Source organism: Paenibacillus tyrphae (genome assembly GCF_000722545.1).
In the GTDB taxonomy this organism is placed as follows: Bacteria; Bacillota; Bacilli; order Paenibacillales; family NBRC-103111; genus Paenibacillus_G; species Paenibacillus_G tyrfis.
The window spans coordinates 296,517-311,846 of record NZ_JNVM01000002.1 but is presented as its reverse complement, the minus strand read 5'-3'; the positions used below and the strand labels follow the sequence as shown (position 1 = coordinate 311,846).

Below are 15,330 nucleotides of genomic sequence, written 5' to 3'. Positions count from 1 at the left end.
TACCCGTATGGATTATTTTTGAAGCAGAAGAAACGCGTTTTATTCAGCCCAATTTCAGAGACGGCAAGGTCGATATCGTACTCGTCTTTTGGCGAACGGTTGTTCTGTGGTATAATCGCTCTAACGACCTCAATCCATTTTGCACCCTGGGTGCTTGTTTCACGTAATGATCTACAAGAGTTAACCTGCCGCCGGGTATTTTGCACCTATCTCAATGCTGCATCGGCACAGGCTTCCAGTAGATGTTACAGGGGAGGGCTCCAGGATGAACGAGGATTGGACTTTGGCGGATAAGGCACTTCGCAGCATTACGGTAATCGGCAGCGAACGGAATGAACCTGTGATCGTATCCGGCGATTCGGAAGGACTTCGCTGTATCGGCATCGGAACGGATGCGGCCGTGTTCACTTATGATCGGACGCCGGGCTACGCGTTTAAAATGTACTCGGATCACGCGCTTGCGCTCGGGAAACGGGATATGGAGAAGCAAGTGTACGAACGGCTGGAAGGGATTCCTTATTTTCCGGTATATTACGGGTGCGGGGAACACTATCTTGTCATGAGCCACGAATCCGGAGTCACCCTGCTCGATTGTTTGTTGGAGGGTATTCCCGTACCGGAGCAGGCGATCCTCGACGTTGAAGATGCGCGCGCGCTGGTGCGCGGCCGAGGCTTGAATCCGCGCGACATTCATCTGAAAAATGTCATCCTGCAATCGGGCCGGGGCAAAGTGCTGGACGTATCCGAATATGCGCTGGAGGGAGACGACCACCGGTGGGAGCATCTGGTCTGGGCGTACCGCATCTTTTATCCCGGCATCGAGGGAATCAAAATTCCCGCCTGGGTGCTGGATGCGATCAAGAACGGCTACGCCAGACTGGATCAGGCGAATCTGAGTCTTGACGATTTCGCCCAGAGAGTCAGTCAGTTGTTTTCCAAGTTTTTGAAATAGATGAAGTAAGGAAGGTTTCAGGCGATGAACGCACCGTTGACACCACGGGTCATTAAATCGTTGTGCGGCGAGCTCTCCTACAAAAAGGGAGAAGCCTACTGCCGCGCCGGAAAAGTGGCCTTCACGCATTGCGATCCCGTAGCTGAGAGCTACGAAGCGACGGTCGGCGGCGGCGACAATTGCCGAGTAACCGTCGAAATCGGGCTTGAAGGGGAAGTCAAAGCGGCGTGTACGTGCCCCACCTTGGGCTCCTACGACAAATATTGTAAGCATGTCGCTGCGGTGCTGCTGTATATTCACGATACGGAGCAGGCCGGCAGCTTGCCTGTTGGGAGGCTTCGGCCGGAGGACGGATTATCTGCGACGCCTCCGTCAGGCGGAGCGGCAGCAAGCGCCTCCGCGATTCCGGCGGGAGAGCTCCGGCTCACGAACAGCGTGTTAGGACTGTTCGTCGGCAAGCCGATGATCCCGACCGGTTCCCGGCCGCGCTTCGATACAAGAACGCAGCTTGAGGTGGAGTTTATTTGCACGCCCTTTGCTTACGGTTACCGGAAGTACATGTTCGGAATCGAGCTTAAGGTCGGGCCTAAACGGCTGTACATCGTACAGAACATAAGAGAGTTTCTGGAGCGTGTGGAACGGAGACAAGCCTACGTATTTACCAAGCATTTCACTTACGACCCGGAGCTTCACAGCTTTAAAATCGAGGATGACGCCATCTTACGCCAGCTCATCCAAATCTGCCGCAACGAGAAGGTGTATCGCGAAACGTCGAGTACGTTTGCCGTTCAGCTCAACCGGATGAGCGGCGAGCGGATGCTGCTGATTCCTCCGTTCTCGTGGGAATCGCTGCTTCCCTTGTTGGCGGCGGCTCCTTCCGCACAGCTTGAGCAGGATGGCTGCATCTACGAGGGCGTTCGCGTCTCCGACGAGCCGATCCCGCTTCGCTTTGATTTCGACCAAGCGCCGGGGGAAGGATATCGGCTGGACGTCTATGGGCTGGACGAGATCATCGTTATGGAAATGTACGGGCTGGTCCTTGCCGAGGGGAAGCTGCTGAAGCTGCCGCCCGACAGCAGTCAGCGCCTCTCGGAGCTGAAACAAATGCTGGATTCGGCTCGCACGCGCCAGCTTCAGATTTCGGCGGATCAGATCGAGCCTTTCATCGAGAAGGCGATTCCCGGTCTGATGAAGCTTGGAACCGTCCATGTCGCCCAAGCCGTGTCCGATCGGATCATGCGCATATCGCTGAAGGCCAAGCTGTATTTGGACCGGGTGAGGGACCGGCTGCTTGCCGGGCTAGAGTTTCATTACGGCGACATCGTCCTTAATCCGTTGGAAGAGGGAAAAACCCAGCGCGGCGAAGGACGAATCCTGGTGCGGGACGGGGAGAAGGAGCAGGCGATTCTTGGGATCATGGAGCAAAGCGCTTTCGTCAGGACGGAAAGCGGCTATTTCTTGGATGGCGAAGACGAGGAATACGAGTTTATGTACCGCGTCCTGCCCCAGCTGGAAAAGCTGGCCGAGGTATATGCCACTTCGGCTGTAAAAGTCAGGCTTCATACCGGCCACGTTCCGCCGAAGATCCGGGTGGATGTGGACAAGCGGATCGACTGGCTGGAAATTAAGTTCGATATCGACGGAATCCCGGAAGCGGAAATTCGCAAAGTACTGAAATCTTTGGAAGAGAAGCGCAGATACCACCGGCTGCCGACCGGCGCGCTCCTGCCGCTGGAAAGCGAGGAGTTTCAGGAGATCGTCCGATTCATGAACGAAATGGGTATCCGCCAAGCGGATGTGAAAGGAACGGAGCTGCGCCTGTCGGCTGTCCGCGGGCTGCATCTGATCGATGCGCGGGAGCAGAGCCGTGCCGTCAGCCTGGGCAAGTCGCTTCGCCGGCTCTTGGAGAACATACGGAATCCGGACAATCTGGATTTCCCGCTGCCGGACCGTTTGACTCCTGTGCTGCGAGATTACCAGAAATATGGGTATGGCTGGCTGAAGACGCTGGCCCACTACCGCTTCGGCGGCATTCTTGCCGACGATATGGGGCTTGGCAAGACGCTGCAGAGCATCGCTTTTCTCGTATCCGTTTTGCCGGAGATTCGAGATCTGGGGCAGCCTGCGCTGGTCGTCGCCCCCGCGTCTCTCCTATATAATTGGAGGAACGAGCTGAACCGGTTCGCGCCGGAGCTTCGAGCCGTTATTGCCGACGGCAGCAGTGCGGCACGTGCCCGCGTACTGAAGGAACTGTCCCATGCGGACGTCGTCATCACCTCGTATCCGCTGCTGCGCAGGGATATTGGGCGTTATGCCGGGCATGCGTTTCATACGCTCATTTTGGACGAGGCCCAAGCGTTCAAAAACTACGCGACGCAGACGGCGCAAGCGGTGAAAGCGATCCGGGCCAGGTCCCGATTCGCGCTGACCGGAACGCCGGTCGAGAACTCGCTGGAGGAGCTGTGGTCCATCTTTGACGCGGTGTTCCCTGAGCTGTTCCCGGATCGCAAAGCGTTCGGCGAGCTGTCCCGCGAGACCGTGGCGAGGCGTGCCCGTCCGTTTCTACTGCGGCGGGTTAAGAGCGATGTACTAAAGGAGCTTCCGGAGAAAATCGAATCGCTGCAAGCCTCGGAGCTGCTGCCGGAGCAGAAGAAGCTGTACGTGGCCTATCTGGCCAAGCTGCAAAAGGAAGCGCTGAAGCATCTGGATGCGGATACGTTTCAGCAAAACCGGATCAAAATCTTAGCGGGCATCACCCGGCTGCGCCAGCTGTGCTGCCATCCTGCGTTGTTCGTCGAAGGATATACCGGAAGCTCGGCGAAATTCGAGCAGCTGCTGGAGCTGGTGGAGGAATGCCGTAGCGCCGGGCGGCGGATGCTGGTCTTCTCGCAATTTACCGAGATGCTGGGGCTGATCGGGCGGGAGCTTGGTTACCGGGGCGTACCGTATTTTTATTTGGACGGCAAAACTCCGTCCGCCGAGCGCGTCGAGCGCTGCCACCGGTTTAACGAAGGCGAGCGGGACTTGTTCCTGATCTCTTTGAAGGCCGGGGGAACCGGACTGAATCTGACCGGAGCGGACACCGTTATCCTGTACGATCTGTGGTGGAATCCCGCCGTGGAGCAGCAGGCTATGGACCGCGCCCATCGGATCGGGCAGAAGAAGGTGGTCCAAGTGATCCGTCTCGTCACCCAAGGCTCGGTAGAAGACAAGATGCACGAGATTCAGCAGCGAAAAAAACATTTGATCGACGAAGTCATTCAGCCAGGCGAGGAGGGGCTGTCCGCTCTGACGGAACGGGACGTCCGGGAGCTGCTGATGCTGGATTGAGCAGGCTTCTGCGACGGAACTGGGATGGTAAAGGGACCCGACGCCGGTGAGGCGACGGGTCCTGTTTTGTGGTGTGGACGATGGTTCCTTATCGGGCCGTTACATCGAAATCCTGCTCAAAGATGATGCGCTCGCCGACCTTGTATACAGCGGTAAGCCGGTTGATTCCAGGCTGCAGCGGCTTCTTTAAAGACAGGTCGTAAAGCGCGCGGTTCATGTCGAAGGAAAACAGCATTTCTTCCGATGCAACGGCCGTGTGGGCAAATGAATCGGATGGCGCATCGGAAGAACGGTCATATACATAGATTTTCAGCCGGTTGCCGACTTCGTTCGGCTGCAGGCTTCCCGCATCATAGCATAGGGCGGATAGATGTAGAAAGTTCCCTTTCACCTCGGCGGGCGGGTTAAAATCGCCGAGCGTATATTCGCCAGAATGCAGCAACACCTCACTATGATTCGGGGTAACTTCCGTTGAGGCGCCGAGCAGCGTCCTCATCTCGTCAATCCTCAGATCCGGCGCTTCCTTATCTGCGGAAGGGACCGGAGCCGCCGATAAAATGACGCTGCGGCGGGGTTTGCCTTTCCACGAAATCACGGCTTTCTTCTCCCCAGGTTTAATTCGGAAGGAATAGCCCGAAGGATGGGCGAAGGTCCACCCGTTCTCCCGATCCGGACCCGAAACGGTGTACTGATACATTTTTGCCACAACGCCGGAGTGGAAAAACAACTCTCCGTCGCGCTCATATCCTACTTTTGCATCCCCAAACGTAAGCGCGTTATCTGTCTTGTATATAGCTCCCGTATGGCTTATCTCCCCGGAAATTTGCATATCCTGCTCGCGGCCCGGTAGCTGAAGCTGGTCGCGGATAGGGTCTAGGGTAATCCACGCGTTTTCCAGGAAGGTGGGAATTTGAAACCACCGCACTCCGTTGGAGGCTGTCCAAGCAGCGGAGGCGCGAACTTTTTGCGGGCCGAGCACCCCGTAGTTTAGCAGCTGAGAGTTGTCCGGATATTGGTAGAGCCATGTCGTATCCGACCGCAGATCGATTTCGGTGTTATCCGGCTTGGCGTCTTCCGGTTCCGCGAATTTTGGATTGAACCAGCCTTCGCCTTCGTTTGCCTTGACATGGTACCAGGTTCCTTCCCAGTCCCGGACCGGATTTGCTTCGATTTTCTCAAAAACGGTCATCGTCTGGGGAGCGGCTGCATTGGGCTTACCGCTATAGGGAGACGGCGAAGGATATAACGGCGTCGGCTGCCGTCTGGTGATCGTCTCGTTCGCTTCCGTAATAAATTCACCGGGATGACGTGTCTAGCTTGTGCCTTCCGGGGTCTCCACTTGGTAGAAGCTCCCTAATGGAGTTTGAAATTCTCCTGTTTCCGTCAATATCTGGCCCCGGATCTGCCAGGGGGAGGCCGAAGAATCCGCGGCATGGTTCCACAGGGGAACGCTGCTAAATTCGGCGGTCGAATAATACTTTTTCTTGGTATGGCTAGAATAAGAGCCAATCTGCTTGAGCGGAAGCCGAATCCATTGGTCACCTAGCCAAGACGTGCGGATCTTCAACCATTTTAATTCGTTTTCGTCATGCTTGGGACTGTAAAACCATTGCTTCTCCGCGCCGACCACCTCCACTTGCTGAGGGGACAAAACGGCAGAAGGCCGCAGTTGGGTACTGGCTTTGGCATAGATCGGCGCATTTTCCATTAAGGTGATCTTGGAGGGAGGGGGCACGTCAATGTTCACGGGTTCGGTCTTGATCCATTTATCACCAAAGGTCGTACGAATCTTCCACCAATTCGGCATTTCCGCCCAACGCGTTTCGGCTTCGATGACTTCAACCGTTTACGGGGAAAAGGCTCCCTCGGCTTTGTTCACCAGCGCGTTCGGAATGACATAATACGGCGTATCTTGAAGCAGCGTTAATGTCCGAGGAATGCGAACGGCATCAGCAGGCTCCGTCGGAGTATCCGCATATTCCGAGGCGTTCCCGTGAACGGCCGCGGCCAGAGACAGACCAATTCCCAAGAGGAAGGCCAGAGTTGATTTATTCCGCATAGCAGGTCTCCTTATCCAACTTTCAATTTGCTATAATACCATATTCTAGTTTTATTCGGTAAGTGGTGTCAGGTTGATTGTAACTTTTTTACAAGAACTTCGTCTGAGCGGTATAGAGCATTCTTCAGACAGCAAGCCGACTTGGAAAAGGCGATCGTACTAGATAATCCGTATGCCGGAATCCGGGAAACCCGTTTATCGGAAATCGTTATGCAGGTCGTGAATCACGGTACGTATCACCGCGGCAATATTTCGGCGATGCTGCGTCAGATGGGGTATGCCTCGGTCATGACGGAGTATGCCTTGTTCTGGTATCAGGATCAAGCCTAAGGCAGGCTTGCCTGCTGTCAAGCCGTGCGATGAAGTTTTATGAAGCTTCGCAACTTTCCTGTCTGCCGCGCGTCTGTTACAAAAACAGGAAAGGATTGACATTGGATGAGGAAAGCCTTAAGGAAGCTAGCCCCGGTATGGGCCGCCATGCTGCTGATGCTGCCCGCCACAGTGAAGTATCCTGCCGCCGCTTACGCCGAGGAGCCCCAGAGGAGCTTCGTGATTATCGGGGAGACGGGCCTGTACGCTCGGGAGGGAGGAGGAGGCCGTCCGTTGGGCTCGATTTCGCCGTATCAGAGCGTGAAGCTTGCGCCTGGCGCGCCTTTTAGCTTCTATGACGAGCGGAAGCCGGAGGAATGGCTCAAGGTGCGGACCTGGCTCGGAGACCGGTGGATTCGTGACGATGAGAGAGTGCTGTACGGGACCTATGAAGAACGAAAGAAGACGCTGACGCTTATCGGCACAGTGAGGCTGTTCGACCGGCCTGACGTCGAGACGGACACGGGACAGTCGCTTGCCCCTCAGGAAATTGTGACTACCGCAGAGCTCCATTACGGACCGAAATACGTGATCAATGCAACAAGCGCCAGCGCACAGACTGGCACATGGTACCAAGTAGAAACAACATGGATGGGTCCCAAATGGATTTTTAAACCGGCTCTCATGGAGGATGTCTATGCCAAGACAGTGGACTATGATCTGAAGCTGTCGGGAGCCGAAACCGCCTATGAAGTTCCGTATGACGGCGAGGGGAAAGGGGAAGCGGTGGAGCCGGGTGTCGTGCACGCCATCGCCAAATGGCAGTATTCGCCGCAAGCTTTCTTCGTCTTCACCTGGTACAAGGTCCGACTCCCGCAAGGCGAGCGGTGGATCAAGCCTAAAAATGAAGTGCTGGAAGATTATAAAGCGCTGAATGAGCCTGTGAAGCTGACCACGAAAACGCGATATTTTGAGGAACGGATGCCCAGCTATGATCGGAATCTTTGGTTGGAGCCGGGAGTTTACAAAGCCGTGCAGAACGTGGGCGACTGGACGAAGCTGGAAACGCCGGCAGGTATGAAGTGGGTAAATCTGAAACGGGCGCTATTGGAGCGGCCCGAGGGGATCGTACCGATCGAAGAGACGGTGAAGCTTACGGCGGAGACGCAGACATATCGGTTTCCTGCGACCGGTGAAATGGCTCATCTTAAAGGGTTCTTTGCTCCCCAAGAGGTGCAGGCGTTCGAGAAATGGACGTCGCCGGAAGGCACAGTCTGGTACCACATCAAGACGTTCAGCGGTACCGAGTGGGTGAAGCAGTAAGCAGGGGGCTTGGGCGGAAATTTGCCACCGGTCTTTCGGTTTTTGACCGATGGGGGCAGTCGGAGGATCTTACGGACGTCGCAGCTTTCCTCGCTTCTCCCGACAGCCGGTGGATTACCGGCAAATGTATCGATGTCAGCGGGGGTACGCATCTGTAAGCAACAAAACAAGCCGGTCCAACACGTCATTACGTGCTATGACCGGCTTGTCGTTTTTTAAGCTCCGGCTTGCTGAAGCTTCCGTTCCTCCGCCAGGCGGTGGGAGCGGGTGATGCCAAGGGAAGCGGCGGCCGTCAATGCTGCGACGACGACGCCTGCCGCTCCGATCCAGCTGATGGAGGTCAGCGAGGCTTGCTGTACGACGACACCGCCGATCCCTGCGCCGGCCGCCATGGCCAGCTGAAGCACCGAGCTGTTCAAGCTAAGCATAATGCCGGACGCTTCGGGAGCAAGCGTCATTAAATAGTACTGTTGGGTCGGACCCGACGACCATGCGGAGAAGGCCCATAGCATGAGCAGCGGGAAGACGGCTGCCGGGGAGTGAGCGGCTAGCGACAGCAGGATAAGAGACGTTGCGTGAAGCAGCATGCCTCCGATTAGCGTACGAGGGACGCCCCATTTGTCGGTGCCGTAGCCTCCGAGCTTCGAGCCGATCAGGCTGGCGATTCCGAAGGCAAACAAGCCCGCACTCACGCCTTGCTCGCTCATGCCGGTCACCGTGAGCAGGAACGGCGAAATGTACGTGTAAGCGATCGAATAGCCGGAAATCCAGAAGAAGGTAACAAGCAAAGCTACGGCGATTCTTGGCTCTTTGATCAGTGCGAGCTGTTTGCGCAGCGGCACCGGTTCCTCGCCGTCCGTCTGCGGAATCGTCCAGGAGACGGCCAGGATGGCAAGCAGCCCCAGCACGCCGATTCCGGCGAAGGTTATCTTCCAGTCGTAAATGGAGGCGACGACCCTCCCGAGAGGGACACCGACGATCAAGGCGGTGCTGAAGCCCATGACGAGCGTCGCGATGGCGCGTCCTTGTCTCTCCGGCGGGGCCAGCTTGGAAGCGACGGTCAAGGCGGTCACGACGAATACTCCGGTGCTGAGCGCAAGAATGATCCGGGAAACGATCAGAAATTCAAATCCCGGCAGCACCACGGCCATCCCGTTTCCGACGACGAAGACGCCGAGAGAGTAGAGCAGCAGCTTGCGCCGCTCCAGACGGGCGGTCGCCGCCATAAGAATAGGGGTCCCAAAAGCATAGGCCAGCGAGAATACGGTAATGAGCTGACCCGCCGCGGACACCGGGACCCCGATATCCGCCGCGACTTTATCCAAAATCCCGGCGATAATAAACTCCGACGTGCCGACAAGAAAACTGACGACGGCCAGCATGTAAATTTTCCACGTGCTTGACATGATGGTAAATACTCCTCTCTCTACTCCAATATTTTTATATTTCTACAAATATAGAAATAAAACCAAAAAAACTACTCCAGCAAATACGGCGCATACTTCTGGGCGATTTCGCGATTCACGCTGTAATAAATATACGTGCCGTCCTTGCGGAGCTTAAGCAGGCCGCAATCCGTCAGCTGCTTCAAATGATGGGATAGCGTCGAGCCCGCAACGCATTCGAGCTTGCTCCCGATATCCGAGCAGCACAGATTCCTTTCTTCCGTAAGCAGCAGGGCGATTTTAAGCCGGGTCGGTTCTCCGAGAGCTTTGTATATTTTGACAGCCTGCTGTAGTTCCGCGTTATTGTGCTCCATCGTTGCCTCATCCTTGCCCGTGTATTATTTCTATATATATCGAAATTTAAGATAGCATACCTCTCCGTAAATGTAAATAGGTAATTTGACGGGACAAGCAGACTGCACGACGGTGCCGGAATGGAAACGGAAGAGGGCTGGTCACGAAATTGTCGGATTTATTGGGAATTTCCTCCGCCCGTATAAAATGTTATTGCAGCGCTTACATTCATTTAATATGTCCATAAAATCTTTTGTTTGGCCACTTTACTGCTGCTGCGAACGGGTGTTAGGGTGGAATAGACGAGTCGTTTCTTTTCCTTGGATTGGCAGCTGCAGCAATTACTAGGATGGTACCAGGCCGGATCAAACGAAGAGAGGTGCATTATGTCAGAACGTAAAAAACGGAAAAAATCTTTCTCTCACACCGTTACGAAAGCGGTATCAATAGGGTTGACGGCCGTTATGGCGTCCACTCTGATGTTAGGGCCGAAAGCGGCTCTGGCGATGGAAACGCCGAAAGGGCCGGAGCAGCCTTATTTGTACGGCTATAACGCCAAGCAGATTAAGGAATGGACTCCGGAGAGCGACCCGTATGCGAAGTATTTTCGCTCACGCGTTCCGTTAGCGAAGCGGATTGGAGCGTTCCAGCCGACGCAGGCGCACCCGGAATTGACGAGCACGGCCCAAGTCATGAATCTTTCTGCCGACTACGATAAGGAGGAATGGTTCGAGGGGTACCGCTATAACGACAGCTTCAGCCGCAACGTGCTGAAATATTGGCAGTATCAGGACATTTATGCTTCCTGGCACGGCTTGCCGGTTTACGGCTCTCCGACCGAAGAGGGCAAGCGGGATTACGGCGTGGTGAACCTGCCCAATCCGGCTTATACCGATGCAGCCCACCGCAACGGGGTTATCAGTCTGGGCGGCTGGTTCTGGCCGCGCAACATCAACTTCGCGGAGCTGGTCGAGAAGACGCCGGACGGCAAATTCCCTGTGGCCGATAAAATGATCGAAATGGCGAAGTATTTCGGCTTCGACGGATATTTTATCAACCAAGAAGCGACGATCAGCAAGGAGCATGCGGCTCTGCTGATGGAAATGCTGAAATATATGCGCAGCCAAGGCTTATATATGAGCTGGTACGATAGCTTGACCGTGGACGGTAAGGTCTCCTATGTAAACGGATTCAATGGGGAAAACTCGCCGTGGCTGCTGGACGAGCGTGACGGAAAGCGCGCGAACGACAGCATTTTCATGAACTACGCGTATACTCCGCAAGGCTTGGAGAGCAGCGCCGACCATGCGCGCAAGCTTGGTCTTGATCCGTATGCCTCGCTCTTCGCCGGCATCGAGAACGACAAATTCCGCTTCGACCGCGGCTTGGAGCTGGATGCGATTTTCAAAAACGACGCCTCCCGAACACCCCGGACGAGCGTAGCTCTTTTCGGTACGGACATGGTCTGGAACAAAGGCCCGAATCCGTTCGACATCCGCATGCAGCCGGAAATCGAGAAGCGCGAGCAGGCCTATTGGTCTGGGCCGAAGGGCAACCCTGTGGAGAGCGGCCGGGCGGTCGGCACCGAATATGAGAGCTGGCCGGGAATTGCCCATTACATACCGGAGCGCTCCGTCATCGGCTCCTATCCGTTCGTGACCCGCTTCAACAACGGGCACGGGCTCGACTTCTTCGTGAATGGCCGGAAGTCCAGCGACACGGAGTGGAACAACATGGCGGCGCAGGATATCCTGCCGACATGGCAGTGGTGGACGCAGTCGGCAGGCAAGCCGCTTGCGGTCGGCTACGACTACGAAACGGCATGGAACGGCGGTTCTTCCTTGAAGGTGGAAGGCACGCTGAATTCGAGCCATGCTGCGGATGTTCATTTGTATAAGACCGAACTGCCGGTGACCAAAGACGTGGAGCTGTCGCTGACGTACAAGTCGGACGTCCAGCTGCCGGACAAGAAGGGCAACGGCCAGGCGCAAGGGCATCTGAAGAAGGCGGCGGACATTCAGGCGCTGCTTACGTTCAAGGACGACCCGCAGCATCCGGCCGCCGTCGATTTGAAAGCCGGACCGAGCGACGATTGGACCACGGCTACGGCCAAGCTGAAGCCGTTCGAGGGACGCACCATCGCCGCGATCGGTCTGCGTGTCGGCTCGCAATCGGCGGATGATGTGGCCTTTAAGGCCAACATCGGCGAGTTGAAGCTGACGGACGGCAAGAAACCGCAGGCGCCTGCCGCTCCGACGGGCTTTCGGGTCGAGAAGGCGATGTTCGACGACAATCAAGCCGCGATGTTCGTGAAGTGGGACTTCAACGCGAAGCAGCAGGATGTTTGGTATTACGACCTTATGCGCGTGGCAAACGGCAAGCGCGAATGGGTCGGACGGATTTACGACGAAGTGTATTACATCAAGTCGCTTCCTCGTCTCGGCGAGAATGATGTGAAGCTGGAGCTGTACGCCGTCGGCAAAGACGGATCGGCGAGCGAGCCGAAGGCGCTTACTTGGAAATGGGGAACTGGGGATAAGGTTCAGTTCAACAAAGGTCCGGTTGCCGCAGCTTCCATTCATGCGATGCACCTGCAGGACAACAAGCTGACGATGGAAACCGGATGGACGAACTATGTCAATATCCGCGTCATGCCTTCCACGGCAGCAAATGTAAACGTCACCTGGACATCGAATAACGAGGCTGTCGCCAAAGTGGATGCGCGGGGCAAAGTGACCGCGATGGGCCCGGGCGATGCGGTACTGACGGCGCAGACGGGTCCGGTCAACGGCCAGCCGGGCGTGAAGACGGAAATCCGCGTCAAGGTCGTAGCGCCGGAAACTCCTCAGAACGGCGTCGTCCTGCAGGCGGAAAAATATGATCAATCCAACGGCTTGTTCGTGCCGGGCACTTATGTGAACGTACGCGACTTGAATTTTGCCGATTGGCTGTCGTTTAAGGATGTCGATTTTGGGGCAAAAGCAGCGTCGAAGCTGACGGTTCGGGCGGCTGTTCTTGCGAAGGACACCCGGGTGGAAGTGCGCTTGGGCGGCCCGCAGGGCGAGCTCATCGCAGATGTGGCGCTGCCTGTGGACGCGAAGCAGCTGGCGCCGTTCAACAAGAACTATACCGTCGATCTGAAAAAGCCCGTTACTGGCAAGCAGACCGTTCATGTGACTTTTAAGAATCCAAACTATACGAAGTGGAGCGTCCGCGATAACGGCATCGCAGATATAGACTGGTTCCAGTTCCAATAGTTCAAGCGTGCAATACGATAAGGCCTCTCGTCCTATGCGACGAGGGGCCTTTTTGGCGGGGCGGAATCAGTTTTAGGAATTCAATGAAGCATTTTCTCCGCTTATATTTGATTTACTTCGAGACCATATAACCACAGGGATTAGCAAAAGGGCAATTCCTCCGCCAACAAGCGACAAGGTCGCATAGCTTGAATGGGCTACAACCATACCGGATAGCGCACCACCTGAGGCCCCGGCAAGTGCAATCAAGACATCAATCGTTCCTTGAGTTTTTGCACGCGTTGTTGGATCAGTTGAATCTATAATGATGGCTGTTCCACTGATTAAGCCAAAGTTCCAACCGATTCCAAGCAACGATAGAGCAATAATGAGTACCAAGATAGAATCCGGTGGAGCTACTGCCGCTATAATCCCTGCAAGCAATAGAACACCTCCCGAGGCAATCGACATGGCTGTACGACCGATTTTATCTACCAGAACGCCGGTAATGAGCGAAGGGAAATACATCGAGCCGATATGAATTCCGATGACTAGTCCTACATCTCCCAAGCTATGGCCGTGATGTTTCATGTGGATTGGTGTCATTGTCATGATGGCAACCATAACGATTTGGGTTAAAATCATGACGGTTGCTCCGACGATCAAGCCGCTGTTGCTGCTTTTAGAAACTCTTTTACCCTCATCGGCTCCTTGACTCTGTCCCATGGATTGCTGCGACTTAAACACAGCCTTTGCAACGACGTAGGGATCAGGACGCAGGAAAATAAGAAAGACAATTCCTGCAAGAATAAAAGCTGCAGCAGCTAGGATAAACGGACCCGCAAGCGCTGGAATCCCAATGGAAGTTGCAAAATGACCTGTAACATCTACCATATTTGGACCTGCAACTGCACCTAAGGTGGTCGAAACCATAGCAATGCTAATCGCTTTTGCCCGCTGATTAGGCATAGCTAAGTCTGTTCCGGCGTAACGGGCTTGTAAGTTTGTTGAGGTTCCTGCACCGTAAATAAGCAGCGATATGAACAGAAGCAGTACACTATGATTTACTGCAGCTAATATTACTCCTAGTGCGCCAAGACCCCCGGCAAAGAATCCTCCTGCAAGCCCAAGCCTGCGTCCGTAATGCTCTGATAGTCGCCCTACCAATAAGGCGGCCGCAGCAGAACCAAGGGTAATCAAGGCAGAAGGAACCCCCGCCAAGCTTTCCATTCCCAACATCTCTTGTGCCAGGAGCGCTCCGACGGTTACACCGGCGGCAAGCCCTGCACCTCCAAAAATTTGGGAAAGGACTACGATGAGGAGGGAACGTTTATACAGCTTGCTTCGCAAATCCGGGGAATCTATGTATTCGCGAAGCAAGCTGTCTTTGATTTGGGGTTCATGCGTCATCGCTTAGAACCACCTTTCTCATTGATTATTGACTCCTCTAAAAAAGTCAGCACTTTGTCGCTTCTTTCCGCGAGGTCGGTATTCTACATGAGCCCCTTGGTTGACCTAGTTGATTGTTCCATGTAGCGTTTCCATTCGATTACCCCTTCTTCCAAACGAGATGCTTGGATTCCCTTGTTTTTTAAAATTTCAACCGCTTGGGCGGACATGAGACAATAGGGTCCTCTGCAATAAGCTACTATTTCCTTATCCGTTGGTAAGGACGCCAGGTGTTTCTCCAGGTCTTCCATAGGTATAGATATCGCGCCTGGAATATGGCCCGTTTCATACTCATCTTGCGGTCGAACATCTACTAATACAACTTCTCCTCTCTCCATCCGCTCGAGGAGCTCTTTTAAACCGATAGGCTCCATACTCATATGATTTTGCAATATTTCGGTTTTAAGCTTCTGAACCTCCACTAATTGCTTTTCACTGAGACGATGTAAGGACACCATGAAATCCGCTACAGAAAGTCCGGCAATTTCATAAATAACAAAGTTCCCTTGTCTATGGGAACGAACCAGTCTCGATTCATGCAACGTTTGTAGGTGTTGAGATACATTTGCAACACTCATCCCGGTTATTTTAACGAGTTGATCCACAGATTTGGGACCTTGGGAAAGCAAGTCAAGCAATTCTAGGCGTTTGGGACTGGATAAACACTTACCAATACGAGCAAATTCTTGATACAACTGATCTTTCCATATTCGTTCCATGCTCACCGTAATAACACCTCAATTATTCAATTAAATTATTGAATAGTTATAATGTAAGGGAACAGTCTTGTAGAGTCAAGACTTTGTTTTCATGCTCCAAATTGGCATCATTCTATTCACACTTTACTTACTTTGGCGCAGGGGTCCGGGATCGTTGACAGCGTGCTTTCAATGCAAGAAAAAAAGCCTGCAACCCGCCGTGTACGGCGGACTG

The 15,330-nt window shown here is 54.4% G+C and carries 11 protein-coding genes and 2 pseudogenes; 6 read left to right on the top strand and 7 right to left on the bottom strand.

All coding sequences use genetic code 11. From position 1 onward, the window contains the following. The first annotated feature begins 265 nt into the window (after positions 1-265). Both ET33_RS01865 and ET33_RS01860 read left to right on the top strand, forming a co-directional pair. Complete coding sequence (locus ET33_RS01865) at positions 266-952, top strand: serine/threonine-protein kinase (protein ID WP_036675661.1); 687 nt, start codon at positions 266-268, stop codon at positions 950-952. A 24-nt stretch (positions 953-976) separates the two neighbouring features. Continuing rightward, a complete protein-coding gene (locus ET33_RS01860) occupies positions 977-4,282 on the top strand; it encodes a DEAD/DEAH box helicase (RefSeq protein ID WP_036675659.1) in 3,306 nt (1,101 codons plus the stop codon). Between the two features lie 88 nt (positions 4,283-4,370). Here ET33_RS01860 and ET33_RS39605 read toward each other — a convergent pair whose 3' ends face one another. From ET33_RS39605 to ET33_RS39595, 3 genes are all read right to left on the bottom strand, one after another. After that, positions 4,371-5,471 (bottom strand): hypothetical protein, encoded by a 1,101-nt coding sequence (locus ET33_RS39605; protein WP_235206619.1) that lies wholly within the window; start codon positions 5,469-5,471, stop codon positions 4,371-4,373. Positions 5,472-5,594: 123 nt separating this feature from the next. Continuing rightward, positions 5,595-6,089, bottom strand: a complete 495-nt coding sequence (locus ET33_RS39600) for a hypothetical protein (RefSeq protein WP_235206618.1) — start codon at positions 6,087-6,089, stop codon at positions 5,595-5,597. A gap of 39 nt (positions 6,090-6,128) precedes the next feature. Further along, on the bottom strand, positions 6,129-6,341 hold the full coding sequence (locus ET33_RS39595; protein ID WP_235206617.1) for a hypothetical protein: 213 nt from the start codon (positions 6,339-6,341) through the stop codon (positions 6,129-6,131). A gap of 93 nt (positions 6,342-6,434) precedes the next feature. On the opposite strand from ET33_RS39595, the pseudogene ET33_RS01850 reads away from it, so the two are divergent. From ET33_RS01850 to ET33_RS37170, 3 genes and pseudogenes are all read left to right on the top strand, one after another. After that, positions 6,435-6,671, top strand: a pseudogene (locus ET33_RS01850) (DinB family protein); the annotation flags it as partial. Positions 6,672-6,776: 105 nt separating this feature from the next. Further along, positions 6,777-7,973, top strand: a complete 1,197-nt coding sequence (locus ET33_RS01845) for a hypothetical protein (protein ID WP_036675657.1) — start codon at positions 6,777-6,779, stop codon at positions 7,971-7,973. Between the two features lie 11 nt (positions 7,974-7,984). Beyond that, positions 7,985-8,131: pseudogene (locus ET33_RS37170) on the top strand (SDR family oxidoreductase); the annotation flags it as partial. A 57-nt stretch (positions 8,132-8,188) separates the two neighbouring features. Here the strand turns inward: ET33_RS37170 and ET33_RS01840 are convergent. Then, positions 8,189-9,379, bottom strand: coding sequence for an MFS transporter (locus ET33_RS01840; protein WP_036675654.1), 1,191 nt, complete (start codon positions 9,377-9,379; stop codon positions 8,189-8,191). Positions 9,380-9,450: 71 nt separating this feature from the next. Beyond that, positions 9,451-9,732, bottom strand: a complete 282-nt coding sequence (locus tag ET33_RS01835) for an ArsR/SmtB family transcription factor (protein ID WP_025850439.1) — start codon at positions 9,730-9,732, stop codon at positions 9,451-9,453. A gap of 366 nt (positions 9,733-10,098) precedes the next feature. Between ET33_RS01835 and ET33_RS01830 the strand changes: the two genes are divergently transcribed. Further along, positions 10,099-12,969 carry an endo-beta-N-acetylglucosaminidase gene (locus ET33_RS01830; RefSeq protein ID WP_235206616.1) on the top strand — a complete coding sequence of 957 codons (2,871 nt, stop codon included), beginning with the start codon at positions 10,099-10,101 and terminating at the stop codon, positions 12,967-12,969. A gap of 72 nt (positions 12,970-13,041) precedes the next feature. Here the strand turns inward: ET33_RS01830 and ET33_RS01825 are convergent, their stop codons facing one another. Together ET33_RS01825 and ET33_RS01820 are read right to left on the bottom strand one after the other, a co-directional pair. Further along, positions 13,042-14,358, bottom strand: a complete 1,317-nt coding sequence (locus ET33_RS01825) for an MFS transporter (RefSeq protein ID WP_036675645.1) — start codon at positions 14,356-14,358, stop codon at positions 13,042-13,044. A gap of 83 nt (positions 14,359-14,441) precedes the next feature. Beyond that, positions 14,442-15,116, bottom strand: coding sequence for an ArsR/SmtB family transcription factor (locus ET33_RS01820; RefSeq protein ID WP_036675643.1), 675 nt, complete (start codon positions 15,114-15,116; stop codon positions 14,442-14,444). Positions 15,117-15,330 lie beyond the last annotated feature (214 nt).